The following is a 26,446-nucleotide window of genomic DNA, read 5'->3' as shown; positions in this document are numbered from 1 at the left end:
CGCGGCATGACATCGCTGACACGGACAGCTAGACCCTGTCGCGCAATGGCCCGTCGAGTGGCCGGTTGAGGAGAGATCCGTGTCAGGAAACGCAGCCGCCAACGGCTCGCAGAAGGCCGCATTCGCCGCGGTCACAGTGCTGTTCTTCGCCTGGGGCTTCATCACTTCGCTGATCGACCCACTCGTGGCTGCGGTGAAGGGCATCTTCACGCTGACCACGCTGGAAGCCCAGCTCTCCGCCTTCGCGTTCTTCATCGCCTACGGCTTCATGAGCTTCCCCGCGGCCGCGATCATCGGCAAGGTGCGCGCGGTTCCGGCGATCCTGCTGGCGCTGGCGACAATGGCAGCGGCCTGCCTGGTCATGCTGACCGCCGCAAACGCCGCGTCCTATCCGCTGGTCCTGGCCGGCCTGTTCATGCTCGCCGCCGGCATCACGGTGCTGCAGGTCGCCGCGAACCCGCTTGCAGCCGCGCTGGGCAAGCCCGAGGGCAGCCACTTCCGGCTGACCCTGTCGCAGACCTTCAACTCGTTCGGCACGTTCCTCGGCCCGGCACTCGGCGCCGCCCTGTTCCTCAAGGGCGTCGAGGTGACCGAAGGCACCGCGCTGACCCCGGAAGTCCGCGACGCGGCACTGGCCGGAATCGACCGCGCCTACTTCTGGATCTGCGGCCTGCTCATCGTGCTGTTCGCGTTCTTCTTCCTCAACCGCAAGCGCATCGCCGCCGCCGCACCGCCGGCCCAGCCCACCGGCGGCATCGGCGCGCTGCTGAAAGAGGCGTTCGCATCGCGCTGGGCGCTTCTCGGCGCCGCCGCGATCTTTGTCTACGTCGGCGCGGAAGTGGCGATCGGCACGCAGATGGCCTTCTTCCTCAACGCCCCGCACATCTGGAACGTGAGCCTGGAACAGGCCGGCAAGGCCGTGTCGTTCTACTGGCTGGGCGCGATGATCGGTCGCGCCATCGGCACCGTCCTGCTCGCCCGCTTCCCCGCAGCGCGCCTGCTGATGCTGTTCTCGGTCATCGCCGCCGTTCTGTGCGCGTGGATCCTGGTGGTCGGCGGTGTTTCGGCGGGCTACGTGGCGCTTTCCATCGGCCTGTTCAACTCGATCATGTTCCCGGTGATCTTCACCCTGACGCTCGAGCGGTCGAGCGCGGGCGAGGAAGCGACCTCGGGGCTGCTATGCACCGGCATCATCGGCGGCGCCCTGATCCCGGCGCTGGCGGGCGCGGTGACCGACGCGACCGGCATCGTCACCTCGTTCGTCGTCCCGCTTGCCTGCTACCTCCTGCTGGTCCTGTTCGCGGCAAGCGCCGGCAAGGCGCCCATCCTGCGCCGGGCAAGCAGCGAAAGCGTGCACTGACCGGCACATATTGCAGGTGCACAGTTCATCGGCCCCGGTGCGGAACCGGGGCCGATTTTTTTTGACTGCGCCATCCAAGCTTGCCGTAGCGTAAGCGCCGAACCGACGCTTGCCTGCTGCCGGGCAGCTCTTTCCCTTTACGTAAAGGTGCACTACCACCTTGCCTTCAAGAGTCGCGCCGGAACACGCGAAACCTTGGGAGAGAGCGGTGAACGCACGATGCAGATGCATGACGCAGGGGACGGCGGAATGAGCCAGTCCGCAACGGTCCAGGCCATCGGACGGCTTGCCGCCGACATGCAGAGCGATGGGCAGGGCGATGGGCAGAGCGACGGGCAACGCTTCGTCCTGCGCGGGGTCGATGGCTGGTTGCAGGGCCGCACGATGTACGGCGGCGCATCATCGTTTCTCGCATATGCGGCGGCGCGCAAGGCACGGCCGGACCTGCCCCCGCTGCGCGGCGCGCAGGTCGGTTTCATCGCGCCGGTCGGACAGGACATGGACATTGCCGTCAGCGTGCTGCGCGAAGGCAAGAGCGTAAGCCAGATCCAGACCAATCTCTATTGCGACGGCGCGCTTGCGCATCGCGGACTCTGGCTGTTCGGCAGCGCCCGCCAATCGAACGGGGGCGTTGCGCCGGGAACGGCCGAGGGCTTCCTGCCGGTCGAGGAGATGGAACCCATCGGATCGCCCGAGGGCCTGCATTTCGTTCGCAATCTCGAGATCCGCAGGGCCGAGCCAAGGGGCGGCCTCAGGCAGGGCACGGTCCGCCGCTGGGTACGGCTGAAGGACCGCGACGGGCTGGACCCGATCGGCGAACTGGTGTTGCTGGGGGATGCGCTTCCCCCCGGATCGATCCGCGCGATGGAGCGGCAGGGACCGATCAGCTCGATCAACTGGTCGCTGACCCTGCTGGGCGACGCGCCGACGACGCGGGATGGATGGTGGCTGCTCGAAACCGCATCGAACCACATGGCCGACGGTTTCAGCAGCGAGACGCTGCGGATGTGGAACGCCGATGGCGTGGAAGTGATGCGCGGGCTCCAGAGCGTCGCGATCTTTGGCTGACGGAGAGATAGAGATGGACCTTGCCGACCCGCAGACGCTCGGTTTCGATGCGTCCCGGCTGGAGCGCATCGCCGCATTCCTGGACGAGCAGTATGTCGACAGCGGACGCCTGCCCGGGCTCGACGTTCTGGTCGCGCGCGATGGCGATGCGGTCTATCGCCACACCAGCGGACGTGCGCGCGAGGATGGTACGCCGATGGCGCCGGACACGATCCATCGCATCGCCTCGATGACCAAGCCGCTGACGTCGGTGGCATTCATGATGCTGGTCGAGGAAGGCAAGGTCGCGCTCGACGACCCGGTGACCAAGGTCATCCCGGAGTTCGCGAACCTTGGCGTCTATGCCGGCGGCGGCGGAGAAGTGGACTTCTTTCCTTCGCGCCCCGCAGCGACCATGCGCATGGTCGACGTGATCAGCCATCAATCCGGCCTGACCTATGGCATCCAGAACCGGACCAACGTGGATGCCGCCTATCGCAAGGCACGCCTCGACGGCCACGCGAGCCTGCCGGGCAACGACCATTTCATCGAGGAACTGGCCAGGCTGCCGCTGGAGTTCGAACCGGGTCAGGGCTGGAACTATTCGGTCGGCACCGACGTGCTGGGCGTGATCGTTGCGCGGCTTTCGGGGATGAGCCTTGGCGAGTTCCTGAAGAGCCGCATTCTCGATCCGCTAGGCATGGTGGATACCGCCTTCCATTGCCCCGACGATAAGGCGCACCGGCTAGCCGACGCCTGGGCGTACAAGGCCGGCGAGCGGCCGCAGCTTTTCGATCCTGCCGAGAAGTCCGGCACCCGGCGCGTGCCGCGCTTCGAGAGCGGCGGTGGCGGGCTGCTGTCGACGACCAGCGACTACCACCGCTTCTGCCGGATGCTGGTGAACGGCGGCAGCGCCGACGGTGCGCGCATCCTGAGCCCGAAGACCATTCATTTGATGACAGCCAACCACCTGCCGAACGGGGCCGACCTCACGCAGGTTTCGCGCGCGCTGTTCAGCGAAGCCTACAATGCGGGCGCGGGCTTCGGCCTTGGCTTCGGCATGACGATCGACCCGGCGCGGGCGCTGGTGCCGGGGTCCGCAGGCGAGTTCTACTGGGGTGGAATATTCTCAACCGCGTTTTTCGTGGACCCGGTGGAAAAGGTCCATGCGGTTTTCATGACCCAGCTCTATCCCTCGTTCATCTATCCCATCCGGCGTCAGTTGAAGACGCTGATCTACAGCGCGCTGACGGAAAGCCGCGCCTGACAACTGCCTAGGAGAAACGACGATGTCCGACCCCATTCCCGGCGCCAAGGAGCACATCGACGCGGCGCGCAAGCTTGCCGCGACCATCGATGACATCCCGGCCGACACCGCGCTGCTCCCGATCAATCGCGTCGGCGTGATCGGCGCCGGCACGATGGGCGGCGGCATCACCATGAACTTCCTGACCGCAGGGATTCCGGTGACGATCGTGGAAATGACGCAGGAAGCGCTCGACCGCGGCGTCGCCACGATGGCCCGGAACTACGAGAACACCGTCAAGCGCGGGAAGATGGACGCCGCCGACGCACAGGCCGCGATGGCGCGCCTGACGCCGACGCTCGACTTCGGTGCCCTGGCCGAAGCGGACCTCGTGATCGAGGCGGTCTATGAAAGCATGGACGTGAAGAAGGACGTGTTCGGACGCCTCGACAAGGTGGCCAAGCCGGGTGCGATCCTCGCGTCGAACACCAGCTATCTCGACATCGACGAGATCGCGAGCGTGACGAGCCGGCCCGAAGCGGTGATGGGCATGCACTTCTTCTCGCCCGCCAACGTGATGAAGCTGCTGGAAGTGGTGCGCGGCAAGGCAACCGGGAAGGCGCAACTGGCCACGGTGATGGCGCTGTCGGTGAAGATCGGCAAGGTGCCGGTCGTGTCGGGCGTCTGCCACGGCTTCATCGGCAACCGCATGCTTTCGCCCCGTCAGGCGCAGGCGCAGGCGCTGATCATGGAAGGCGCGAATTACTGGGACGTGGACGAGGCGCTGCTGGAATTCGGTTTCCCGATGGGACCGTGGCAGATGGCCGACCTCGCCGGCGTGGACATCGGCTGGCACCGCGATCCCAGCCGCATCGAAACCCTGCGCGATGCACTGTGCGCGGTCGGTCGCTGGGGGCAGAAGACCAAGAAGGGCTTCTACGACTATGACGACAACCGCCAGCGCACGCCTTCGGACGAGGTGAAGGCGATCATCGCCGACTTCGCGAAGAAGGCCGGCAAGCCGCAGCGCGAGATCGGCAAGGACGAGATCCGCGAGCGCCTGCTCTATCCGATGATCAGCGAAGGCGCGCTGATCCTGGAGGAAGGCATTTCGCAGCGGGCAAGCGACATCGATACGGTCTGGCTCAACGGCTATGGCTGGCCGGCGTGGACCGGCGGGCCGATGTTCTGGGCCGATCATATCGGACTGGATACCGTGGTTGCGGGCCTGAAGAAGCACGGGCTGCCGGTGGCACCTCTGCTGGAGCGCAAGGCGGCCGCGGGCGAAACGTTCAACTGAACCGGAGAACGGTGATGCGGATCGAGGATATCGTCGAAAGCGAATTCACGCCGCTGAGCGACATAATCCGCGCCCATGCCGCAAGGCGGGGCGCGGCAGTGGCGCTGGCGGACGAGAACCGCACTGTCGGCTGGGCGGAAATGGATGCCCTGCTCGACCGCATCGCCGTGGCCCTCCAGCGCGAGGGCGTGGAAAAGGATGAGCCGGTCGCCATAGCGGCAATGAACTCGGTGACGACGGGGCTGGCCTTCCTTGGGGCGATCCGTGCCGGGGCGGTTGCGGCACCCCTCACCTCCACTGCGGCGCCCGACACCATCGTGGCCATGCTGGAGGACAGCGGCAGCCGGGTGCTGCTGCTCGACAAGGACATTGCCGAGCGGCTTGAAGGGCTGGACCTGCCGGCCGGCGTGAAGCGCATCGCGCTGGATGACAGCGACGCGGGCGAGCCGTTCAGCTCGTGGATGGCGGAAGAAGGTGCGAAGCCCGAGGAGCGCGCCGTGGCGCCGGGCGATCCGTTCAACATCATCTATTCGTCGGGCACCACCGGCGCGCCCAAGGGCATCGTGCAGAGCCACAAGATGCGCCACGAATACGCGCGGCGCACGATCGTGGCGGGTTACGACGACGATACGGCGGCGATCTGTTCGACGCCGCTCTATTCCAACACCACGCTGGTCAGCTTCCTTCCGGCGCTCACCGCCGGCGGCAAGGTGGTGCTGATGCGCAAGTTCGACGCGCGCACGTTCCTGGAACTGTCCGAGCGCGAGCGGGTGACCAACGCCATGCTGGTGCCGGTGCAGTACCGCCGCATCATGGAACTGCCCGACTTCGACAGCTTCGACCTTTCGTCCTACCGGCTGAAGTCCTGCACGTCCGCGCCCTTCCCGGCTTGGCTGAAGGCCGATGTGCTGAAGCGCTGGCCGGGCGGGCTGACCGATGGCTATGGCATGACCGAAGGCGGGGCGACGACGATCCTGCTGGCGCACAAGTTCCCGGACAAGCTGCACACCGTGGGCCAGGTCGCACCCGGGCACGTGATGAAGATCATCGACGAGGACGGGAACGAGTTGCCGCAGGGCGAAGTCGGCGAGATCGTCGGCCATTCGCCGATCATGATGAACGGCTACCACGGCAAGCCCGACAAGACCCGCGAGATCGAGTGGCATGACAGCGAAGGCCGTCGCTACATCCGCCACGGCGACATCGGCAAGTTCGACGAGGACGGCTTCCTGATCCTCATGGACCGCGCCAAGGACATGATCATCTCGGGCGGGTTCAACATCTACCCGAGCGATCTGGAAGCCGAACTCACCCGGCAAGGCGCGGTGAAGGAAGCGGCCGTGGTCGGCGTGCCCAGCGATGCCTGGGGCGAAACCCCGCTTGCGGTGGTGGTGCTGGCCGATCCGGCCGCCGATCCGGCGGCGATCCTTGCCGAGGCGAACAGCCGGCTGGGCAAGACGCAGCGCATCTCGGCCATCGAAGTGATCGACGAACTGCCCCGCAGCCCCATCGGCAAGGTGCTCAAGCGCGAACTGCGCGACAAATTCGGCGGGAATCCGATCCTCGCCGCGACCTCCCTGGAAAAGGCCCCTGCCCCAACACGTTCTCAAGGAGCATGAACATGCGTGACGCCGTAATCGTATCCGCCGCTCGCACGCCTATCGGGCGCGCCTACAAGGGCGCCTTCAATGCCACTCCCGGCGCGACGCTGGGCGCGCTTTCGCTGGAAGCCGCCGTGGCGCGGGCGGGGATCGACCCTGCCGAGGTCGACGACGTGCTGTGGGGCGCGGCGCTCCAGCAGGGCGCCCAGGCCGGCAACATCGCGCGCCAGGTGGCGCTGCGCGCAGGCCTGCCGATCACCACTTCGGGCATGAGCATGGATCGCCAGTGCTCGTCGGGTCTGATGACCATCGCCACCGCTTCGAAGCAGGTGATCATCGACCGCATGGACGTGGTTGCCGCCGGCGGCCAGGAATCGATCAGCCTCGTCCAGACCAAGGACATGCGCGTCGCCCCGGACAAGAGCCTGATGGCGATGCACAAGGCGATCTACATGCCGATGCTGCAGACCGCAGAGATCGTCGGCCAGCGCTATGGCATCAGCCGCGAGGCCTGCGACGAATATGCCCTGCAATCGCAGCAGCGCACCGCCGCCGCGCAGGCCGCGGGCAAGTTCGATGACGAGATCGTCGCCGTGGACACGACGATGGGCGTCCAGAACAAGGAAACCGGCGAAGTCACCTTCCAGGACGTTCACCTGACCAAGGACGAAGGTAATCGTCCCTCGACCACGATCGAGAACCTCCAGGCGCTGAAGCCGGTGATCGAGGGCGGCATCGTGACGGCGGGCAACGCCAGCCAGCTATCGGACGGTTCCGCGGCGGTCGTCGTGATGGAAGCGGCGCTGGCGGCAAAGAAGGGCCTGGCCCCGCTCGGACGCTATGTCGGCATGGCCGTTGCCGGGACCGAGCCCGACGAGATGGGCATCGGCCCGGTCTTCGCGATCCCCAAGCTGCTCCAGCGCTTCGGGCTGAAGATGGACGACATCGGCCTGTGGGAGCTGAACGAAGCCTTCGCGGTGCAGGTGCTTTACTGCCGCGACAAGCTGGGCATCCCCAATGACCTGCTCAACGTCAACGGCGGCTCGATCTCGATCGGCCACCCTTATGGCATGACCGGCGCGCGCTGCACCGGCCACGCGCTGATCGAAGGCAAGCGTCGCGGCGCGAAGTACGTGGTGGTCACCATGTGCGTCGGCGGCGGCATGGGCGCGGCGGGACTTTTCGAAGTCCTCTGACGCCAGGAACAGGAAAGCCCCGGACGTTGCGGCGTCCGGGGCTTCCGGGGAGCGAGGGTCTTGCGAACCCTCAGAACTTGACCGTACCGGTCAACCAGAACGAGCGCGGCTGGACCGCGACGATGCTGAGAAGCTGGTTCGGATCGGCCGCGACGGCTTCCTTCGTCAGCCCCTGGCGGTCGAGCGAGGCGAGGAAACCGCCCGAGCGCGCCCACGACATGATGCCGAACTGATTGAACACGTTGTTCACGTTCGCCTGCAACTTGAACCGCTTGTCCGGACCGAACTCGTAGGCCGCGCCGAAATCGAAGGTGTGGAAGCCGGGAAGATACCAGGCGTTCGCACGGTTGGCGGCGCGCTTGCCGGTGTAGCTGTGCGTGAGGAACAGCGAGAGGCTGTCAACCGGCGTCAGCGTGGCAGTGGTGCGGGTCAGGATCTTCGGGTTGTTGTCGGCATCGCCCTTGGGGGTCGACTGAAGCTCGTCGTCCGCCGAGCCCGGGTCGTTGGCGATCCAAAGGCCGAACTTCGAGGCCTTGGGGTTCTGCAACGTGATCGCGGTGCGGAGGTTCAGCATCGAGCCGATGTCGGCATCGGCATCGATCTCGACGCCATAGGTCTCGATCTGGCCATAGACCGTCGGCGGCGTGTAGAACTTGCCGTTCTCGTCGGTGAAGGTCTGGGTCGAGCCGACATTCGACAGCTTCGAGTAGAACGGGAACAGCGCGACCCGCAGGTTGTCCTGACGGTACTTCAGGCCAACCTCGACCTGCGTGATGACCTGCGGTTCGGGAAACTGCGTGGAGATTTCGCTGGGCGTGTCGATATCGGCGATGCCGCGGAAGTCCGGGGCCTTCTTGCCGCGGGTATAGCGGACATAGGCCTGGAAATTGTCGCTGACCTCGTAGTTCACCGCGCCGGTGTAGTTGAGGTAGTGGAAGTTGCGCTTCGTGTTGGTCGGCGCGCCATAGGTGTTGCGGGTGTTGTCCCACAGCGTCAGCGGGTTGCCATCGGCCCCGCCGCCGCCGTTGACCGCCACCGCCGCACCAAGGGTGAGGTTGGTGATATCGTAGCGGATGTCCTCGTAGCGGATGCCGCCGTCGACCGAAAGGCGATCGGTCACCTGCCATTCGTCGCCCGCGAAGACCGAGATCTGGCGCTGGGTGCCGCGCACGCCATCGCCATCGAGCAGGCCGCCGCCCTGCGCGGCAAAGCCGGCCGGGTCGGTCACCTGCAGCACGGTGCCGTCGGGCAGGGTGTGGGTGATGTCATAGACCTGCGGGGTGGGCGTGAGCGCCGAGACGCCGATGCCCGCCGCGCCGTTGGCCTGGCTGTAGCGCGAGTGCGCGAACGAGGCGCCGGCGGCGAGCGAGTGGTCGCCGAGGCTGGCCGAAAGCGTGAACTGGTCCTGGAAACTGCGCGAACGGTACTTGGTCGAAAGCGCGGCCTGCGACAGCACGCCGTTCTCGAGGATGTGCTGGTTGGGCAGGTTGTTGGTCACCACGCTGTGGTCGAAGCCCGAGAACGAGAAGACCTCGGCCGCGACCTGGTCCGTGCCGCGCACCTTGTAGGTGGTGGTGCCGGGCAGGCCGAGCGTGCCGGTCAGGATCGACAGGAAGAAGTCGTCGACGCCGAGCGGGAAGATCAGGCCGCCGGTGCTCCAGTCGGTCTTGTTCTCGCTGTAGCGCGCGCGATTCTGGACCTTGATGCCGTCAGCCAGTTCGTGGTCCCAGGTCATGCCGAACGAAAGCGTGCGGGCGTGGACGAGGTCCGAGGCATCCCACGATCCGGTCGATCCATCGGGGTTGGTGAAGCTGTGGGCATTGGCCGGCGGCAGCACCGACGAAGTGTTGTCGAAACCGGCGGCGATCTTGGGATCGTCGTAGTTGAACGCCGGGGTGAACTCGAACCAGCCGTTGTGGTCATTGAGGTACTTGGCGTCGAAGCGGACCGAACCGTTGCCATAGTCCCACAGCAGATTGGCGCGGATCTGGCCGCCCTTGTTCAGCGCATAGCCGGGATCGCGCGAGCCGTCGCTCTTCCGGTAGAAGCCGCCGATGGCATAATAGAGGCCATTGCCCACTTCGCCGCCGGCATAGGCGTCGACGCGGTAGTACGGGTTCTTGCCGTCGCCTTCGAGGCCGAGCTTGCCCTGGACTTCGAAGCCGGGGTGCGACTTTCCGGTCCGCGAGATGTAGTTGAAGATGCCGCCCGGCGCGTTGTTACCGGTGACAGTGGCGGTGCCGCCGCGCAGGCCCTCGAGCCGGTCGAGCATGATGTCGGGGCGCGAGAAGTAGTCCGGACCGAAGTTGCCCGAGGTGATCGGTTCCACCGGCAGGCCATCTTCCTGCATCGAGACGTAGTAGTAGCCGCCATCGCCATCGAGCGAGTTGGCCGAAACGCCGCGCGAGAAGACGACGTTGCGGATCTCGCCCAGCGAGGAGTTCACGAAAACGCCCGGGACGTTCCTGATGAGGTCGGCCGAGCTGTTGGCGATCTGCTGCGAGAGTTCTTCCGCAGTCACCGCCGAAATCGAGATCGGCGCATTTTCGATCGATTTCGCGCTGAACACGCCGGTCACGACAATCTGGTTGTCGGCCGCAGCGGCTCCATCGGCTTGTGCGCTGTCCTGCGCGAGAGCCGGCGCGGCAAGCGCGGCAACCGCCAGGGCCGCGAGCGAGGCAGACGTGCGGATGGTATCTGCAAACTTCATCAGGTCATCCCCCATGGATTCGGGTCCGTTGTGGACCTTTCACAGGAGCAGTAATCAAAAATGATCGATTGTGAAAGACATAATATGATTGATTTTGATTATTCCATCCCGGACCATGCATGCGGCGGGTTTCACTGGGCATTCCAAGTGCTTCGCCGTGCTTGCCGGTGGACCGCCGCCTGATACAAATCGACGCATGACCCAGCAGAACGATAGCCGCCCCTGGCCCCAGGCCGGACGCGAACGCCTGATCTACCCCTCCCCGGTGGGCTGGAAGGGCACCGACTTCGTCGACAACGAAGAGGAACTGCTGCGGCGCCTGAATCCGAAGACCGTGTTCATGATGGGCGACAACCCCGCCCTTCCCCGAATGCCCGAACGCCCGCGCCTGCTGGACTTCTTCCGGTGCAGGTTCGGCGACATCACCGTCCGCCACCTGCTCGTCAGCGCAAAGCGCGCGCTTGACGACGGATTGCCGGAAAAAGTCGTGATCGCCTGTCTGCTCCACGACATTTCGAACGGATGCCTGATCCGCGCGGACCACGGATACTGGAGCGCGCAACTAATCGCGCCCTATGTCGATCCGGAAGTGGCCTTTGCGGTGAAATATCACCAGGCACTGCGCTATGTGCCCGACGAAAGCGTCGGCTATGCCTATCCCGACAGCTATCACAAGTTCTTCGGGCCGGACTACCAGCCGCCGGAATACCTGCTGCGCGACGCCGAGCATGCACGCGGCCACGAGTGGTACATGACCACGCGCCAGGTGACGCTCTACGACACCTATTTCTTCGACGACTTCCCCGAAGTGGACCCGGAAGCCCTGGCCGACGTCATCGGCCGCAATTTTCGCGAGCCCGACGAGGGCCTCGGCTTCGACGGCAGCGCGACCGCGCACATGTGGCGCACGATGATCTGGCCCAACAATTTCCTTTAGCCGCGTTCATCCATTTATAACGCACGTTAGGCTTGTGCGCTGCGCAAGCCCCCGCTTTAGCTGGAAAAAAGCTGAACCGGAGAGAATGTCCCGTGCGCCTTGCCCTGACGTCAACCTGCCTACTGCTGTCGACATGCTGCGGCTCCGCGCTGGCGCAGGAAATTGCCGAACCGCCAGTGGTTACGGTGATCGCGGCGCCCGGTGGCGCGATCGACCGGGACGATGGTCTCGCGCTCGGCAGCGGGGACATCGACCGCGCGGGTCAGCCTGATCTCCTTTCCGCGCTTGCCCGGACGGTGGCGGGGATCAGCCTGCAGGATGCGCAGGGCAATCCCTGGCAACCCAACCTCGTCTATCGCGGTTTCACGGCATCCCCGCTCCAGGGACAGGCGCAGGGCCTTGCCGCCTATCTCGACGGCGGCCGGTTCAACCAGCCTTTTGGCGATACGGTGGGCTTCGACCTCATACCCGAGGTCGCGCTGCGCCGGGTCGACGTCCTCGATGCCAGCCCGGTCTACGGGCTCAACGGCCTTGGCGGCGCGATCCTGCTGACCACGCACGACGGACGGAGCGCGCCAGGCATCGAGGCGGCGCTCTCTGCCGGGGCCTATGGCGAACGCGAGGGCAGCGTATCGGCCGGGGGCAGCAAGGGCGCCATATCGTGGTACGTCGCGGGCCAGCATCGGCGCGAGGACGGATGGCGCGACTTCAGCCCGTCACGGCTGACCAACGGCCTTGCCGACGTGGGTTTCGACACAGCGGGCGGCGGGCTTCATCTCAAGCTGCTTGGCGCGGATACCGACCTTACCGGCAATGGCGTCGCGCCAGTCGAACTGCTGGCGGCGCGGCGCAAGTCGGTGCTGAGCTGGCCCGACAGGAGCAAGTCGCAATTCCAGCGCGCCAGCCTGCACCCCTGGGTCGCGCTCTCGGAGCGGACCCGCATCGAGGCGACGCTCTATGCGCAGGACCTGAAGCTGAAGACGGTGAACGGCGACATCGCCGACATCGAACCCTGCGACGACGACGAAGCCCTCCTCTGCCTGGAAGCCGGCGATGACGAGGCCTTCCTGACCGATGCCGGCGGGCAGGCCATTGCGACGCCTGCCGGGGACGGTGCCTTCGGCGTACTCAACCGCGGCGAGGCGCAGACCAGAGCCATGGGCGTGCTGGTGCAGATCGCGGACCGCAGGCCCCTTGGCGAGGGCGAGAATCACCTGATCGTGGGCGCCAGCTTCGACACGAGCAGGACGCGGTTCGGCACATCGGTGGAACTCGGCGTCCTGACGCCGAACCGGAGCGTCGAAGGGCTTGGCCCGAGGATCGTCCAGTCCGATGGCGCCGTGGGTCCGGTCGGCGTCATATCCCATACCCGCTACTGGGGGCTCTTCGCCCAGAACCTGCTGCCGCTCACCTCCAGGCTCTCGGCCGAAATCGGCCTGCGCTACAACCATGCCCGCGTCCGGCTGGACGATCGCATCGGCACCGCGCTCAACGGCGAACACGTCTATGCGCGGGTCAACCCGGGGCTTGAACTGGACTGGCAGGTCCGGCCCTCGCTGGCCTTGCGCGCGGGCTATGCTGAGAACAGCCGCAATCCCACCCCGGCGGAGCTTTCCTGCGCCGACGAGAACGCTCCGTGCAGCCTGGCCAACTTCTTCGTGGCCGATCCCCATCTGCGGCAGGTCGTGGCCCGGACCTGGGAAATCGGTGCATCGGGCCGTGGCCGCCTGGCAGGATGGCAGGCAAGCTGGCTGTTGTCGGGGTATCGCACCACCAACACCGATGACATCCAGCACATCGCCTCGCGCATCAGGGGGCGTGCATACTTCCAGAACATCGGCAGGACCCGGCGCCAGGGCGCGGAGCTGACCGCGCGCGCCAGCAAGGGCGGCTGGCAGGTTTCGGCAAGCTATGCCTTCACCGATGCACGGTTCCTCGACCCGCTCGTCCTGTCCAGCCCTTCCAACCCCTTCGCGGCGGCGGATGGAACGATCACGGTCCGCCCGGGAGACCGCCTGCCCGGGATCGCGCGTCACGGGCTCAGCCTTGCCGCCGACTATGCCGGCAAGGGGTGGTCTCTGGGCGCGGACATGATCGTGCGATCGGGGGTGCGGCTCGTCGGCGACGAAGCGAACGAGGTGCCCGAGGTCCCCGGCTATGCGGTCTTCAACGCACGCGCCGCGCTTCAGATCGTGCGCGGCGTCTCGCTGTTCGGCGAAGTGCGCAACCTGTTCGACCGCAAGTACGCGACGTTCGGCACCTTTGCCGAAATCGACGAGGTCTATCTTGCCGAAGCGCCCGACGCGCAGGACCCGCGCGCCCTCGGGCCCGCCGCCCCGCGCCGGTGGAGCGTCGGGGTCAAGGCAGCGTTCTGACTACTTGGCGAACGGGTTCTTGGGGCTGCGCAGGGTCAGGCGGATCGGCACGGCATCGAAGCCCAGCTCGCGCCGGATGCCGTTGATCAGATAGCGCCGGTAGCTTTCGGGCAACTGGTCCAGACGCGTGCCGAACAGAACGAAACCGGGGGGACGCGTCTTGGCCTGGGTGATGTAGCGCAGCTTGATCCGGCGTCCGCCGGGCGCGGGCGGCGGATTGGCGGCGAGCGCGTCGTCGAACCAGCGGTTGAGAGCGGCGGTCGGCACGCGCTTCGACCAGGCGGCGCGGATTTCGAAGGCCGCTTTCAGCAGTTCGTCCAATCCCTTGCCGGTGCGGCCCGAAATGGCGAGCAATGGCACGCCGCGCACCTGCGCCAGCCCTTCGTCGAGCGCCTTGCGGATACCTTGGAACAGGCCCGAAGGATCTTCGGCGACATCCCACTTGTTGATCGCGATCATCAGTGCGCGGCCTTCTTCGATCACCATCGAGGCGATCTTGAGATCCTGATGTTCAAGCCCGCGCGTGGCATCGAGAACCAGCACCACGACTTCGGCGAAATCGATGGCATGGCGCGCGTCGGCGACAGAAAGCTTTTCGAGCTTGTCGGTGACCTGCGCCTTCTTGCGCATGCCGGCCGTGTCGATCAGGCGGACCGGGCGATAGGCTTCGCGTTCCGGATCGAACCACTGCCAGTCGATGGCGATGGAATCGCGGGTGATCCCGGCTTCCGGCCCGGTCAGCAGGCGATCCTCGCCGAGCAGCTTGTTGATCAGCGTCGACTTGCCGGCGTTGGGACGGCCCACGATGGCCAGCTTGAGAACGGATTCGGGATCGAACTCCTCTTCCTCGTCCTCGGCCTCTTCACCTTCGCCGTCCTCGTCGTCCTGCTTTTCGCCGATCAGCGGCAGCAGCGCCTCGAAAAGGTCGGCAAGGCCCTGACCATGTTCGGCGGAAAAGGCGACGGGTTCACCGAAGCCGAGCGAGAATGCCTCGAAAATCCCGGGATCGCCGGCGCGGCCTTCGGCCTTGTTGGCCATGAGTACGATCGGCACCGTGCTCTGGCGCAGGTAACGGGCGATTTCCTCGTCCAGCGGCGTGACGCCCGCGCGCGCATCGATGACGAACAAGGCGACATCCGCGCCGACGAGCGAAGCCTCTGTCTGCTTGCGCATGCGGCCGGGCAGCGTCGAGGGGTCCTCGTCCTCCCAACCGGCGGTATCGACGATGGTGAAGTCGAGACCCAGTAGAGAAGCATCGCCAAAACGGCGGTCGCGGGTCACGCCCGGCTGGTCGTCGACCAGCGCCAGCTTCTTGCCGACGAGTCGGTTGAACAGCGTGGACTTGCCCACATTGGGGCGTCCGATGATGATTACCTGAGGGCGCATGGTTTTTCCGTGGCTGTTCCTGCGCGTGAACGCAAGCACGGCTTTAAGTCCGGTGCATTCGTTATGCCGCCATTAACCATTCACGGGAGTATGAACATAACCAAGGCGGCAGATAATTGCCGGAATGAGGGAAAAGATCTGCCACATTGCCGGGGTGTGCTGCCTGATGTTGTGGGCCACGCCATCGAATGCCGCGGAAATCCGCGATTCTTCGCGCCCTGACGGTATCTCCGAATCAGATCAAATAGGCCTGCCCTATCTCCAATGCGTCCCTTATGCGCGGCAGATCAGCGGCATCCAGATCTATGGCGATGCGTTAACCTGGTGGGACCAGGCAGAGGGCAAGTATGCCCGTGGCAGCCGTCCCAAGGTGGGCGCGGTGATGAGCTTCCGTCCCTATGGCCGGATGGAACTGGGCCATGTCGCAGCCGTGAGCCGCGTGATCGATTCGCGCACCGTGCTTCTGCGCCACGCCAACTGGTCGCCCATCGACGGGCGCCGCGGCCAGATCGAGAACGACGTGCGCGCCGTCGACGTGTCTCCCGCCAACGACTGGAGCGAAGTGCGCGTGTGGTACGCGCCGATCGGCAATCTGGGCACCACGGCCTGGCCGGTCAACGGCTTCATCTATCCGGAAAAGGCGCGCAAGGCGGACCGTCTTGCAGTCCTGTCGTCAACCGAACCGATGCCCAAGGCTAGGGCTGCCGAAGCGCCCAGGCAGGCCATCGGCGCCGACTTCCTGCGCGGCGTTCGGCCCGAAGTCGAGGTCAAGGCGGCCCCGGTGCGCCGCCAGTTGGCCTATAGCTACACGGCGCCCAAGCAGGCGCCGTCGCGTCCGGCCAAGCTTGATCCGAAACTGGCCGACGACCCCATTGGCCGCATCATCGCCGCGAAGATGCGCTGACCTGCCGTTGCGCCCCGCATTGGGCGGGGGCGCAACGGAACGCCATTCTAGAGCGACTTGATGATCGCCGAGAAATCCAGCCCGGCGTTGCCGGCGTTGGCGAAGGCTTCGTAAAGCTCTTCCGCACGCGCGCCCATCGGAACCTGCGCTCCGGCATCCTGGGCAGCCGCCATCGCAAGCTTGAGGTCCTTCAGCATCAGCGCGGTGGCAAAGCCACCCTGGTAGCCGTTGTCGGCGGGGCTCTGCGGGCCGACACCGGGGACCGGGCAGTACGACGTCATCGACCAGCACTGGCCCGAAGCCTTGGACGAGATGTCGTAGAAGGTCTGAAGATCGAGCCCAAGCTTCTCCGCCATGGCGAAGGTCTCGCAGGTGGCCACCATCGAGGCGCCGAGCAGCATGTTATTGCAGATCTTGGCCGCCTGCCCCGCACCGCTGGCACCGGCGTGGATCACCGCCTTGCCCATCGCGGCAAGGATCGGCTCGGCACGGGCGAAAGCCTCGTCGCTACCGCCGACCATGAAGGTCAGCGTGCCGCCGTTGGCAGCCGCGATGCCGCCCGAAACGGGAGCATCGACCATGACATAGCCCGCCGTATCGGCTGCCGAGGCGACTTCGCGCGCGGTGGCGACGTCGATGGTCGAGCAATCGAGAAGGAGCGCCGAGGTCGGGGCCTGGCCGATCACGTCGGCGGCATAGACCGACTTCACGATGGCGCCGTTGGGCAGCATCGAGACGACGGCATCGGCACCCTGCACGGCTTCCTTGACCGAAGTGTAGGTGGTGCAGCCGTTTTCCCTGGCTCGTTCGAGGGCCGCTTCGGCAAGGTCGAAGGCGTGGACGTCGTGGCCTGCCTTGACGAGGTTCGCGGCCATGCCGCCGCCCATGTTGCCGAGGCCGATGAATGCGATTTTCATGGGCTTAACGTCCCTTCCACACGCCGGGGCGCTTTTCGATGAAGGCCTTCATGCCTTCGGCCTTGTCCTCGCTGGCGGTGAGGATCTGGAACACGCGGCGTTCGAACAGCAGGCCCTGGTCTAGCGTGGTCTCGAACGCGGCGTTGACCATTTCCTTGTTGGCGACAGCCGCCATCGGCGGCATCGCGGCGATGGTCTCGGCGGTCTTGAGCGCATCGGCCAGCAGATCGGCCAGCGGCACGACGCGGGTAACGAGGCCCGAACGCTCGGCTTCGGCGGCGTCCATCATCCGGCCGGTCAGGCACATGTCCATCGCCTTGGCCTTGCCCACCGCGCGGGTCAGGCGCTGCGAGCCGCCCATGCCGGGGGCAACGCCAAGCTTGATCTCGGGCTGGCCGAACTTCGCGTTCTCGGAAGCGATGATGAAGTCCGCCATCATGGCAAGCTCGCAGCCGCCGCCCAGAGCAAAGCCGTTCACGGCAGCGATCCAGGGCTTGCGGGTGGTCTTCACGAGGTGGCTGGTCCACTTCGAGAAGAAGTCCTCGTTATAGAAGTCGGCGGCGGGCTTTTCCGACATTTCCTTGATGTCGGCCCCGGCGGCAAAAGCCTTCTCGCCCGATCCGGTCAGCACGGCGCAGCGCTGCGAGGCGTCGGCCTCGTAGGCGGCGAAGGCTTCGATCAGCTCGGCCAGCACCTGCGAATTGAGCGCGTTGAGCGCCTGCGGGCGGTTCAGAGTGATGAGGGTGACAGCACCCTTCTGTTCGACGAGGATGGTTTCGTACTCGGCCATTGATGCCTCCTGCAATTCGTCACCCTGAACTTGTTTCAGGGTCCATGTTTCAATTCGGAGCATCGCGCGTGGGGCACGATGGATGCTGAAACGAGTTCAGCATGACGCTGCTCTTAAAGTGGCTGCCATTCCTCCGCAGGCGGAAGCGGCGCGAAAATCTGGTCGAGGAGGTCGTCGGTAACGCCTTCCGCCGTCTCAGGCGACCACTTCGGAGCGTGGTCCTTGTCGACGATGACCGCGCGCACGCCCTCGGCAAAGTCGGGCAGGACGAGCACGCGCGAACCGACCCGATACTCCATCGCCATGTTGGCGGCGAAATCGGGCAGGGTCAGGCTCGTGGCGAGCTGGCGCAGTGCGACCTTGCAGGTCTGCGGGCTCTTGGTGCGAAGGGTCGCCAGCGTGGCCGCGGCAAAATCCGAACCATCCGCATCGAGCGCGCCAAGGATGTCCTCGTAGCGGTCCGAAGCGAACAGCCGCTCGATCTCGGCGGCATGGGCCGCGATCTTCGGCTCGGGCGGGACGGCGGAAAGTTCGCGCAGAATGGTGGGGATCGAGGCGGGATCGGCGGCGATGCGTGCCTTGGCCTCGGCCAGATTCTCCGCCGGCAGGTAATGGCTGGCAAGGCCCGCCCAGAGGCATTCCGCGCCGTCCAGCCGCGCGCCGGTGAGCGCAAGGTACTGGCCAAGCCGCCCCTTCAGCCGCGAAAGGAACCAGCCGCCACCGACGTCCGGAAACAGGCCGATCCCCGTTTCGGGCATGGCGAGCTTGGTGCTTTCGGTGGCTACGCGGTAGGTCGCCGGACCGGAAATGCCGACGCCGCCGCCCATGGTGATGCCGTCCATGAAGGCCACCACGGGCTTTCCGTAGGTCATCAGCAGGTGGTTGAGCTGGTATTCGTCGTGGAAGAACCTGCGACCCGAGGTGCCCCCGTCGTTCAGCGCCGAATTGCGCAGGAAGGCAATGTCGCCGCCCGCGCAGAAACCACGCCCTTCGGCATGGTCGATCAGGACCACGCCAACCGAGGCATCGCCACGCCATTGGAGAAGCGAGGCAGTCATCGCATGGACCATGTCCAGCGTCAGCGCGTGGATCGCCTTGGGCCGGTTGAGCGAAAGGATGCCGGCGGCGCCTTCGCGTTTGGCAAGTACTTCGTCGATCACTTCAAGAGGTCCCTTCCCACGATCATGCGCATGACTTCGTTCGTGCCTTCGAGGATGCGGTGGACGCGAAGGTCGCGCCAGAAGCGCTCGATCGGGTAATCGCGCAGGTAGCCGTAGCCGCCGAACATCTGCAGTGCGCGATCGACGATCGAGGAGCCGTTGTCGGTGGCGAGCTTCTTGGCCATGGCCGAGAAGCGGGTCTTGTCCGGTGCGTTTGCGGTGACCTTGGCCGCCGCGAGGTAGAGCAGCGCGCGCGAGGCTTCGAGATCGGTCGCCATGTCGGCGAGCTGGAACTGGGTGTTCTGGAACTCGGCGATGGCCTTGCCGAACTGGCTGCGGTCCTTGACGTAGGCCACGGCCTCGTCAAGGCAGCGCTGCGCACCGCCGAGCGAGCAGGCGCCGATGTTGAGGCGGCCGCCGTCGAGACCGGCCATCGCGAACTTGAAGCCGTCGCCCTCGGCGCCGACGCGGTTGGCGACAGGCACCTTGACGTTGTCAAAGATGACCTGCGCGGTGGGCGAGGCATTCCAGCCCAGCTTGCGCTCCGGCGCGCCGAAGCTGACGCCCGGCATGTCCTTCTCGATCACCAGGCAGGAAATGCCTTTCGCACCATTATCGCCGGTGCGGACCATGGTGACGTAGAGATCGTTGACCCCGCCGCCCGAAATGAACTGCTTGGTGCCGTTGACGACGTAGTGGTCACCTTCCAGCCGAGCCGTGGTCTTGAGCGCCGCCGCGTCGGAGCCCGAACCCGGCTCGGTCAGGCAATAGCTTGCGATCTGGTCCATGGTGACGAGACTGGGCAGGTAACGGCTCTTGATCTCGTCGCCGCCGAACTTGTCGATCATCCAAGCGGCCATGTTGTGGATCGAGATGAAGGCACTGGTCGCCGGGCAGCCATAGGCCATGGCTTCCATGATGAGCGCGGCCTCGAGACGGCCAAGGCCGATCCCGCCGGATTCCTCGCTGACATAGATCGCCGCGAAGCCCAGTTCCGCCGCCGCCTTGATCGTGTCGCGCGGGAAGGTGTGGTCCTCGTCCCACTGTGCCGCGAAAGGCGTGATGGCGTCGGCGGTGAAGCGCCGCGCCATGTCCTGGATGGCGATCTGGTCTTCGGTCAGCGCGAACTGTTCGGTCATCTCTCTCTTCCCGTCACACGAGGTTAACCGTGCCCTTAAACTCAAGCTGGGCGGCGGATATGGTTCGCCGCCCATGCTGTCCAGTGCTATCCGCAGGAAATGCGGACGATCGTGTAGTCATCGTCATAGCCGACCGTCACGCGGTCGGCGCGGTAGTCCATGGTCACTGCCGTGCGCGGCGGAACCCAGCGCAGGACGCGCGCAGCTGTCTGCCGCAGCAGTTCCACGCCAAGCTCGCCCGTTGCCTTCTGCCCCAGGTGAACCTGTGCGGCGGCGGCGTTGCATTCGCCCGCCGGAGCGGTGGGCAGTTCGGCCGCTGCGGGCGTCCGGGCAGCGGTGCAGCCTGCAAGCAGCAGCGCGGCAGCAGCAGCGGCGGCGCAAGCGGTCGGCATTCCGGTCATCGCACCCTCTCTCACTTGCAGCGGCTGTAGCGGCGCGGGCCCTGCGGCGCATCGTCGCCGAACTCGGTCAGGACAAGGGTCCGTCCCCCGTCCGCCAGTTCGTAACGAGCGTCGCGCAGCCAGGCCATGCCTTCGCCCTCGTAGTCGAACATCGCACGCAGGCTCCGGTCCGACCGGTCCGCGACTTTCCCGATCTCGGCCACCGATTCATAGAACCTGACGTCGTTCTCGCCTATGGTCATGATGCCCTTGTTGTCGCCCCGGGTGGGATCGCAGTCGTTCGCCACCAGCCCCCACCTGCCGCGCATGGCCGAAGGGAACGTCGCGCCCTGTGCGGCGACGTCCGTGCCGTCGGCGCTCGCCCCCACCGGGGGCACCATCGACTGCGAAGGCGCCGGTTCGACGACGGCCGCGCTGGTCGCCGGGTCGCTGGGCGCGGGTGCCGGGTCCGAACAGGCCGCCAGTGCAAACGGTGCGGCAAGGAGGGGCAGGACAAGACGCTTCATCGGGAATGCTCCGGTGCAGTTGCAGATGGCACAACCAACGCGCACCGGAGCGATCCTTTCCTAAAGCCCGCAGATCAGCCCATCGTCGGGATGACGAAGGCGTTGCCGCCGTCGGGCGAGCCATCCGGCCAGCGCTGCGTGACGGTCTTGACCTTGGTCCAGAACTTCACGCCTTCCATGCCGTGCTGGTTGGTGTCACCGAACGCCGAACGCTTCCACCCGCCGAAGGTGTGGTAGGCCACAGGCACCGGGATCGGCACGTTGATGCCAACCATGCCGACGTTGACGCGGGCGGCAAATTCACGCGCGGCGTGGCCGTTGCGGGTGAAGATGGCGACGCCGTTTCCGTACTGGTGCTTGCTCGGCAGTTCGAGCGCCTGCTCGAAGTTCTCGGCGCGCACGATCTGCAGCACCGGGCCGAAGATCTCGTTGTGGTAGCTGTCCATGTCGGGCGTGACATGGTCGATCAGCGTCGGGCCGACGAAGAAGCCGTTCTCGTGCCCCTGCAGGGTGAAGCCGCGACCGTCGACGACGAGTTCGCCGCCTTCCTCGATGCACTTGTCGATCCAGCCTTCGACCTTTTCCTTGTGCGCCTGGGTCACCACCGGACCGTAGTGCGCCTCGGGATCGGTCGAGATGCCGACCTTGAGCGCGTGGATCGCCGGGATCAGCTTGGCGCGCAGGCGCTCGGCGGTGTCATGGCCGACGGGCACGACCACTGGCAGTGCCATGCAGCGTTCGCCGGCAGAGCCGAAAGCGGCGCCGCACAGGTCGTTCACGACCTGGTCGAGATCGGCATCGGGCATGACCACGCCGTGGTTCTTGGCCCCGCCCATCGCCTGCACGCGCTTTCCGGCGGCAACGCCGCGATTGTACACGTAGTGCGCGATGTCCGACGATCCAACGAAGCTGATGGCGCCGATCGCCGGGTGATCGAGGATCGCGTCGACCATTTCCTTGTCGCCGTGGACGACCTGGCAGATGCCTTCGGGAAGACCTGCTTCGATGAACAGCTCAGCGAGGCGCACCGGCACCGAAGGATCGCGCTCGGACGGCTTGATGATGAAGGCGTTGCCGGTGGCGATGGCAATCGCGCTCATCCACAGCGGGATCATGCCGGGGAAGTTGAACGGCGTGATGCCGGCTCCGATGCCGATGGGCTGGCGGGTCGAATAGACGTCGATGCCCGGCCCCGCGCCGTGAGTATATTCGCCCTTGAGGACGTGCGGGATGCCGCAGGCGAACTCGACGACCTCGAGGCCGCGCTGGATGTCCCCCCTGGAGTCTGCGATGACCTTGCCGTGCTCGGACGAGAGCATGTGGGCGAGGCTGTCCATGTTGGCCTCGACCAGTTCCTTGAAGCGGAACATCACGCGGGCGCGGCGCTGCGGATTGGTCGCGGCCCATGCCGGCTGCGCCTTCAGCGCGGCCTGCACCGCGCGCTCGAGCGTCTCTGCGGTGCCGAGCGCGACTTCGGCCTGCACGCCGCCATTGTTGGGATCGAAGATCGGGCTCTTGCGGGCAGGCGCGCCACCGGGGCCGCCGACGATGAAATGGTCAATCAGGCGCATGTGATTCCTCTTTCGCCAAAACTTGGCGGGCGTGATGCGCCTGCGACAGATTGCAGGCAACAAGCGAATATGCGAGGTCTACCTGCAAATTTGCAGGCTACTTCATGCACTCGAACGACTGGAACGACTTTCAGGCTTTTCTCGCCGTCGCCCGCGCCGGACAACTGGCCCGCGCCGCCTCCGCGATGGGGGTGGATGCGACCACGATCGGGCGACGCTTGCGCCGTCTCGAAGCGCGGACCGGCGCCACCCTGTTCGAACAGACGCGCGAGGGACAGGTCCTGACCGAGGCCGGCGAGGCGATGCTGGCCGAAGTCGAGGCGATGGACCAGGCCGCCAGCCGCATCGCCGAACATGCAGCCGGCGGCGGCGGGATCGCCGGCCTGTTGCGCGCCAGCCTTTCCGAAGGCTTCGGAAGCTGGATCGTGGCCCCGGCGCTGCGCGGCTTCGTGGAGGCCAACCCCCGGCTGGTGGTCGATCTGGTCGCCTCCTCGGGCTTCCTCAGCCCGTCGAAGCGCGAGGCCGACCTGGCTGTAACCCTGTCGCGCCCACGCGCCGGGCCGGTGATTGCGGGCAAGCTCTCGGACTACACGCTGCGGCTCTATGCCACGCGCGGTTATCTTTCGCAGAAAGGCTGGCCGGAACGTCCGGCCGAACTCGCCCGGGGCCATCGCCTCGTCGGCTATATCCCCGACCTGCTCTACGCGCCCGAGCTGCGCTACCTGGCCGAGATCGAGCCGGACCTTTCGGCCACGGTGCGCTCATCGTCGATCAATGCACAGCACCGCATGATCGCGGCGGGCGCGGGAATAGGCGTGCTGCCCTGCTTCATCGGCGATTCTGACAAGTGGCTAGTGCCGGTCCTGCCAGACCGCCGGATCACCCGCTCGTTCTGGCTGGTGACGCACAAGGACACGCACAACCTGGCGCGGGTGCGCGCCTTCAAGGACTGGCTGACCGCGCTCGTGGCGCGGGAACGGGGACGGCTGTTGCCCCGCTGAAACATCCTCCCCGTTCCCGCCCCAGGCAGGAACGGAGTGGAAATCGAGTCAGGCCTTGGCGACCGGCGCGTCCTCGCCGAGGTCCTCGTACCAGGCTTCGACGGGACCGTTGAGCTTGATCGTCAGCGGATTGCCCTTGCGGTCCATGGTCTTGCCGGCCTGGACGCGCACCCAACCTTCGGAAATGCAATATTCCTCGACATTGTTGCGCACCACGCCCTTGAAGCGGATGCCCACGCCGCGGCGCAGCTTCTCGGCATCGAAATGCGCGCTGCGCGGGTGGATGGCGAGACGGTCCGGCGGAACGTCGGGACCGGAAGTTTCGGGCTGGATGGTTTCTTCGCTCATAGCCCGCGCAATTATCTTGATTGCCCCACTTGTCAATCAAGCGAAGCCGTCGTAGAGGCGCGCCCCTGTCAAGCGGTCGCCCGAGCTGATGCAAGGCTGGCCTTCTCTGACGGGCGCGTAGCTCAGCGGTAGAGCACACCCTTCACACGGGTGGGGTCACAGGTTCAATCCCTGTCGCGCCCACCATTCCCGACATAGCTGATCGCCGGAATGGAAAACGGGGCACGGCCAATGGCCATGCCCCGCTGTCCGGACGTGTCGCTTCGATCAGGCGGCCAGGCGGCGCGGGGCTGCCTGTGCCGGGGCACGGCCACGGCTGTCGCCCAGGTCGAAGCGCTCGACCAGCTGCGACAGGGTGCCCGCCGCATTGGCGAGGTTCTGCGAGGCTGCGGTCGATTCCTCGACAAGCGCGGCGTTCTGCTGGGTGATGCGGTCCATGTCGCCGACGACGGTGTTGACCTGGCTGATCGCCGCCGACTGCTGGCTGGTCGCCTCGGCAATCGTTCCGATCATGTCCGACAGGCGCGCAGTGTGGCGGACGATCTGGTCGAGCGCTTCCTGAGTCTGGCCGATCACCTGCACACCGTCGCCCACTTCGCGTTCGCTGGACTTGATGATGCCGGTGATTTCGCTGGCGGCTTCGGCCGAACGCTGGGCAAGCGCACGGACTTCGCTGGCGACGACGGCAAAGCCCTTGCCGGCATCGCCCGCACGGGCCGCTTCGACGCCGGCGTTGAGCGCGAGCAGGTTGGTCTGGAAGGCGATGCCCTCGATCAGCGAGACGATCTCGCCCATCCGGCCGCTCGACTTGGCGATTTCCTCCATCGCGCTCACGGCGCGGCCCATCATCTCGCCGCTGGCGCTGGCATCGCGGCGGGCTTCGCCGGCAACGCTGCTGGCTTCGCTGGCGGTATGGGCCGATTCACGCAGCGAGTCGGTGATCTGGCGGACGGCTGCTGCCGATTCCTCCAGCGCTGCGGCCTGGCTTTCGGTGCGGCCCGAAAGATCCGCGGCAGCACTGGCGATCTCGCTCGCCCCGGTGCGGACGTTGCCCGAACCCTGCACGACCTGCGCGATGAGCGCCGCCAGCGATTCGATCGTCTGGTTGAAATCGTGGCGCAGACCTTCGTACTCCTCGGGGAAGGCCTGATCGATGCGGCAGTTCAGGCGACCATCGCGAAGGGCGGTAAGCCCCTGTGCCAGGCCCGAAACCATGCGCTGCTGGATTTCCATGCGCTGCTCGGCTTCCTCGCGGGTGCGGCGGGCAATGCTGTCCTTGATCGATTCCAGCGCGCGACCGATGCCGCCGACTTCGTCGGGCTGGTCGCGGAAGGGCACGTCGCGGTCGAGGTTGCCACCAGCCATGTCCTCCATCGCCGCGGTCAGCTGCGCGACCGGACGGGCAATGCGGACAATGGTCAGGAAGACGACGAGCGAGGCGATCAACGCCGAAATGGCCGCGACCGACATCGCGAGGCTGCGGGTGCTTGTCGCACCTGCGACGGCCGCATCGCTGGCGTCGCCGCCAAGCTTGACGTTGAAGTCCCTCAGCGCATCCAGCGCTTTTGCCAGAGCCGCGCCGCGCGGGCCGAGTTCGTCATTGAACTTGAGCGTCGCTTCATCGATCTGGGCCTGCATCGCCAGTTGGCGGATCGGTCCAGCCGTTGCCTTCCAGTCGTCCCAGCTTGCCAGGACGGCGTCGAACAGCTTCTGCTCTTCATCGCCCGATATATTGGCGCGGTAATCCTCGAGCATCTTGTCGACAGCCGCCTTCTTCTCGTTGAGCGTGCCGTCCTGCTCCTGCCGGGCGACATCCGTCGAGGCGAGGATGAGCTTCGACATGGCGAAGCGCGCTTCCATCACGCCGATCGAAACGTCACCGATCTGGGCGATGCTCGGAACGGTGTTCTCGTCGATGAAGACGACCTGCTCCTTCATTGCCCCCACGCCGACCACCGAAGCGATCCCGCCACCCACGGCCGCCAGGCCGAGAAGCAGGTTGCCGGCGATCGAAATTGTCCTGATCTTGAGATTTCCAAGAAATGCCATGACTTACGCCCTCGCGTCCCATGCCGGAAACTCCGGCCAATGCTCGATGGACATGGACCCCGGCCCGTTAAGGGCGGTGGAAGCCGGCAATAGTGGCTAACAACGAGGTTCCGTCCCTGGCCGTTAACCAAACCGGACCGGAATGCATCCGCCGGAACGCGCGCGAACCACGCGTAATCTTGACCGACGTCAAGGACTTGCAGGGAAATCGGGACGATTGAAGACTGCCGAGGAGGCTTTTTACAATCCTTTGCAAGGAGAACACCATGCTCAAGAATAATGTTGGTGGCCTTGACCGAATCCTGCGCATTGTCGTGGGCCTCGTTCTCGTTTCGCTCGTTTTCGTCGGCCCGAAGACCCCATGGGGCTGGATCGGACTCGTGCCGCTGATCACCGGCCTGGTGCGGATATGTCCGCTTTACTCCCTCATTGGAGCCAATACCTGCCCCCGCAAGTAGCGGCCCGACTTGCCACCCGGGGATCGAGGCGGCATAGCCGCGCC

At 65.7% G+C, this 26,446-nt stretch carries 21 protein-coding genes, 1 tRNA gene and 1 pseudogene; 12 read left to right on the top strand and 11 right to left on the bottom strand.

Annotation, left to right across the window (positions count from 1 at the left end; genetic code table 11):
* Positions 1-79 precede the first annotated feature (79 nt).
* The 6 genes and pseudogenes from SARO_RS04365 to SARO_RS04340 all read left to right on the top strand — a co-directional run bounded on the left by SARO_RS04365 (position 80) and on the right by SARO_RS04340 (position 7,750).
* Positions 80-1,360: an MFS transporter gene (locus SARO_RS04365; RefSeq protein WP_011444531.1), complete on the top strand. Its 1,281-nt coding sequence runs from the start codon at positions 80-82 to the stop codon at positions 1,358-1,360.
* A gap of 249 nt (positions 1,361-1,609) precedes the next feature.
* A complete protein-coding gene (locus SARO_RS04360; protein WP_234007408.1) occupies positions 1,610-2,428 on the top strand; it encodes a thioesterase family protein in 819 nt (272 codons plus the stop codon).
* Between the two features lie 13 nt (positions 2,429-2,441).
* On the top strand, positions 2,442-3,674 hold the full coding sequence (locus SARO_RS04355) for a serine hydrolase domain-containing protein (RefSeq protein ID WP_011444529.1): 1,233 nt from the start codon (positions 2,442-2,444) through the stop codon (positions 3,672-3,674).
* Positions 3,675-3,717: 43 nt separating this feature from the next.
* A pseudogene (locus SARO_RS04350) lies at positions 3,718-4,953 on the top strand (3-hydroxyacyl-CoA dehydrogenase NAD-binding domain-containing protein); the annotation flags it as partial.
* A 14-nt stretch (positions 4,954-4,967) separates the two neighbouring features.
* A complete protein-coding gene (locus tag SARO_RS04345; protein WP_011444527.1) occupies positions 4,968-6,572 on the top strand; it encodes a class I adenylate-forming enzyme family protein in 1,605 nt (534 codons plus the stop codon).
* Between the two features lie 2 nt (positions 6,573-6,574).
* The gene (locus SARO_RS04340) at positions 6,575-7,750 is read left to right on the top strand and encodes an acetyl-CoA C-acyltransferase (RefSeq protein ID WP_011444526.1); all 1,176 of its coding nucleotides are present in this window, start codon (positions 6,575-6,577) and stop codon (positions 7,748-7,750) included.
* Positions 7,751-7,820: 70 nt separating this feature from the next.
* On the opposite strand, the gene SARO_RS04335 is transcribed toward SARO_RS04340, so the two are convergent.
* Positions 7,821-10,460 (bottom strand): TonB-dependent receptor, encoded by a 2,640-nt coding sequence (locus SARO_RS04335; RefSeq protein WP_011444525.1) that lies wholly within the window; start codon positions 10,458-10,460, stop codon positions 7,821-7,823.
* Between the two features lie 196 nt (positions 10,461-10,656).
* On the opposite strand from SARO_RS04335, the gene SARO_RS04330 reads away from it, so the two are divergent.
* Together SARO_RS04330 and SARO_RS04325 are read left to right on the top strand one after the other, a co-directional pair.
* Positions 10,657-11,397: a hypothetical protein gene (locus SARO_RS04330; RefSeq protein ID WP_041550132.1), complete on the top strand. Its 741-nt coding sequence runs from the start codon at positions 10,657-10,659 to the stop codon at positions 11,395-11,397.
* Positions 11,398-11,489: 92 nt separating this feature from the next.
* Positions 11,490-13,772 (top strand): TonB-dependent receptor, encoded by a 2,283-nt coding sequence (locus SARO_RS04325; RefSeq protein ID WP_011444523.1) that lies wholly within the window; start codon positions 11,490-11,492, stop codon positions 13,770-13,772.
* On the opposite strand, the gene der is transcribed toward SARO_RS04325, so the two are convergent.
* Positions 13,773-15,158: a ribosome biogenesis GTPase Der gene (gene der / locus SARO_RS04320; protein ID WP_011444522.1), complete on the bottom strand. Its 1,386-nt coding sequence runs from the start codon at positions 15,156-15,158 to the stop codon at positions 13,773-13,775. It abuts the gene before it with no gap.
* Between the two features lie 124 nt (positions 15,159-15,282).
* Here der and SARO_RS20130 point away from each other — a divergent pair, with 124 nt between their 5' ends.
* Positions 15,283-16,062: a CHAP domain-containing protein gene (locus SARO_RS20130; protein ID WP_407667757.1), complete on the top strand. Its 780-nt coding sequence runs from the start codon at positions 15,283-15,285 to the stop codon at positions 16,060-16,062.
* Positions 16,063-16,109: 47 nt separating this feature from the next.
* On the opposite strand, the gene mmsB is transcribed toward SARO_RS20130, so the two are convergent.
* The 7 genes from mmsB to SARO_RS04280 all read right to left on the bottom strand — a co-directional run bounded on the left by mmsB (position 16,110) and on the right by SARO_RS04280 (position 22,546).
* Entirely contained in the window at positions 16,110-16,979 is an 870-nt protein-coding gene (gene mmsB, locus SARO_RS04310; RefSeq protein ID WP_011444520.1) for a 3-hydroxyisobutyrate dehydrogenase, read from the bottom strand.
* Between the two features lie 4 nt (positions 16,980-16,983).
* On the bottom strand, positions 16,984-17,769 hold the full coding sequence (locus tag SARO_RS04305; RefSeq protein ID WP_011444519.1) for an enoyl-CoA hydratase-related protein: 786 nt from the start codon (positions 17,767-17,769) through the stop codon (positions 16,984-16,986).
* A 113-nt stretch (positions 17,770-17,882) separates the two neighbouring features.
* Complete coding sequence (locus SARO_RS04300) at positions 17,883-18,929, bottom strand: enoyl-CoA hydratase/isomerase family protein (protein WP_011444518.1); 1,047 nt, start codon at positions 18,927-18,929, stop codon at positions 17,883-17,885.
* A complete protein-coding gene (locus SARO_RS04295; RefSeq protein WP_011444517.1) occupies positions 18,926-20,068 on the bottom strand; it encodes an acyl-CoA dehydrogenase family protein in 1,143 nt (380 codons plus the stop codon). Before SARO_RS04295 ends, SARO_RS04300 begins: the two co-directional genes overlap by 4 nt.
* A gap of 86 nt (positions 20,069-20,154) precedes the next feature.
* Positions 20,155-20,469 (bottom strand): I78 family peptidase inhibitor, encoded by a 315-nt coding sequence (locus SARO_RS04290; protein WP_143004775.1) that lies wholly within the window; start codon positions 20,467-20,469, stop codon positions 20,155-20,157.
* Between the two features lie 11 nt (positions 20,470-20,480).
* Positions 20,481-20,975, bottom strand: a complete 495-nt coding sequence (locus SARO_RS04285) for a hypothetical protein (protein WP_011444515.1) — start codon at positions 20,973-20,975, stop codon at positions 20,481-20,483.
* A 74-nt stretch (positions 20,976-21,049) separates the two neighbouring features.
* The gene (locus SARO_RS04280; RefSeq protein WP_011444514.1) at positions 21,050-22,546 is read right to left on the bottom strand and encodes a CoA-acylating methylmalonate-semialdehyde dehydrogenase; all 1,497 of its coding nucleotides are present in this window, start codon (positions 22,544-22,546) and stop codon (positions 21,050-21,052) included.
* Positions 22,547-22,650: 104 nt separating this feature from the next.
* On the opposite strand from SARO_RS04280, the gene SARO_RS04275 reads away from it, so the two are divergent.
* Positions 22,651-23,547, top strand: coding sequence for a LysR family transcriptional regulator (locus SARO_RS04275; RefSeq protein ID WP_041550128.1), 897 nt, complete (start codon positions 22,651-22,653; stop codon positions 23,545-23,547).
* 48 nt (positions 23,548-23,595) lie between these two features.
* Here the strand turns inward: SARO_RS04275 and SARO_RS04270 are convergent, their stop codons facing one another.
* Complete coding sequence (locus SARO_RS04270; protein WP_011444512.1) at positions 23,596-23,895, bottom strand: DUF3297 family protein; 300 nt, start codon at positions 23,893-23,895, stop codon at positions 23,596-23,598.
* Positions 23,896-24,006: 111 nt separating this feature from the next.
* Here SARO_RS04270 and SARO_RS04265 point away from each other — a divergent pair.
* Positions 24,007-24,081: transfer RNA gene (locus SARO_RS04265), tRNA-Val, on the top strand.
* An 81-nt stretch (positions 24,082-24,162) separates the two neighbouring features.
* Here SARO_RS04265 and SARO_RS04260 read toward each other — a convergent pair.
* On the bottom strand, positions 24,163-25,944 hold the full coding sequence (locus SARO_RS04260; RefSeq protein WP_011444511.1) for a methyl-accepting chemotaxis protein: 1,782 nt from the start codon (positions 25,942-25,944) through the stop codon (positions 24,163-24,165).
* A 266-nt stretch (positions 25,945-26,210) separates the two neighbouring features.
* Here SARO_RS04260 and SARO_RS04255 point away from each other — a divergent pair, with 266 nt between their 5' ends.
* Positions 26,211-26,402: a YgaP family membrane protein gene (locus tag SARO_RS04255; RefSeq protein WP_011444510.1), complete on the top strand. Its 192-nt coding sequence runs from the start codon at positions 26,211-26,213 to the stop codon at positions 26,400-26,402.
* The last annotated feature ends 44 nt before the right edge of the window (positions 26,403-26,446 follow it).

This window comes from Novosphingobium aromaticivorans DSM 12444 (assembly GCF_000013325.1).
Classification (GTDB): domain Bacteria; phylum Pseudomonadota; class Alphaproteobacteria; order Sphingomonadales; family Sphingomonadaceae; genus Novosphingobium; species Novosphingobium aromaticivorans.
Note: the sequence above shows the minus strand (reverse complement) of the source record. Positions and strands in the feature narration are given on the sequence as shown.

Excerpts from the sequence above, each read along its gene's own strand:
- SARO_RS04360 (WP_234007408.1), top strand. The coding sequence starts at position 1,610 with ATGAGCCAGTCCGCAACGGTCCAGGCCATCGGACGGCTTGCCGCCGAC.
- SARO_RS04355 (WP_011444529.1), top strand. The coding sequence starts at position 2,442 with ATGGACCTTGCCGACCCGCAGACGCTCGGTTTCGATGCGTCCCGGCTG.
- SARO_RS04345 (WP_011444527.1), top strand. The coding sequence starts at position 4,968 with ATGCGGATCGAGGATATCGTCGAAAGCGAATTCACGCCGCTGAGCGAC.
- SARO_RS04340 (WP_011444526.1), top strand. The coding sequence starts at position 6,575 with ATGCGTGACGCCGTAATCGTATCCGCCGCTCGCACGCCTATCGGGCGC.
- SARO_RS04335 (WP_011444525.1), bottom strand. The coding sequence starts at position 10,460 with ATGAAGTTTGCAGATACCATCCGCACGTCTGCCTCGCTCGCGGCCCTG.
- SARO_RS04330 (WP_041550132.1), top strand. The coding sequence starts at position 10,657 with ATGACCCAGCAGAACGATAGCCGCCCCTGGCCCCAGGCCGGACGCGAA.
- der (WP_011444522.1), bottom strand. The coding sequence starts at position 15,158 with ATGCGCCCTCAGGTAATCATCATCGGACGCCCCAATGTGGGCAAGTCC.
- SARO_RS20130 (WP_407667757.1), top strand. The coding sequence starts at position 15,283 with ATGAGGGAAAAGATCTGCCACATTGCCGGGGTGTGCTGCCTGATGTTG.
- mmsB (WP_011444520.1), bottom strand. The coding sequence starts at position 16,979 with ATGAAAATCGCATTCATCGGCCTCGGCAACATGGGCGGCGGCATGGCC.
- SARO_RS04305 (WP_011444519.1), bottom strand. The coding sequence starts at position 17,769 with ATGGCCGAGTACGAAACCATCCTCGTCGAACAGAAGGGTGCTGTCACC.
- SARO_RS04295 (WP_011444517.1), bottom strand. The coding sequence starts at position 20,068 with ATGACCGAACAGTTCGCGCTGACCGAAGACCAGATCGCCATCCAGGAC.
- SARO_RS04290 (WP_143004775.1), bottom strand. The coding sequence starts at position 20,469 with ATGACCGGAATGCCGACCGCTTGCGCCGCCGCTGCTGCTGCCGCGCTG.
- SARO_RS04285 (WP_011444515.1), bottom strand. The coding sequence starts at position 20,975 with ATGAAGCGTCTTGTCCTGCCCCTCCTTGCCGCACCGTTTGCACTGGCG.
- SARO_RS04280 (WP_011444514.1), bottom strand. The coding sequence starts at position 22,546 with ATGCGCCTGATTGACCATTTCATCGTCGGCGGCCCCGGTGGCGCGCCT.
- SARO_RS04275 (WP_041550128.1), top strand. The coding sequence starts at position 22,651 with ATGCACTCGAACGACTGGAACGACTTTCAGGCTTTTCTCGCCGTCGCC.
- SARO_RS04270 (WP_011444512.1), bottom strand. The coding sequence starts at position 23,895 with ATGAGCGAAGAAACCATCCAGCCCGAAACTTCCGGTCCCGACGTTCCG.
- SARO_RS04260 (WP_011444511.1), bottom strand. The coding sequence starts at position 25,944 with ATGGCATTTCTTGGAAATCTCAAGATCAGGACAATTTCGATCGCCGGC.
- SARO_RS04255 (WP_011444510.1), top strand. The coding sequence starts at position 26,211 with ATGCTCAAGAATAATGTTGGTGGCCTTGACCGAATCCTGCGCATTGTC.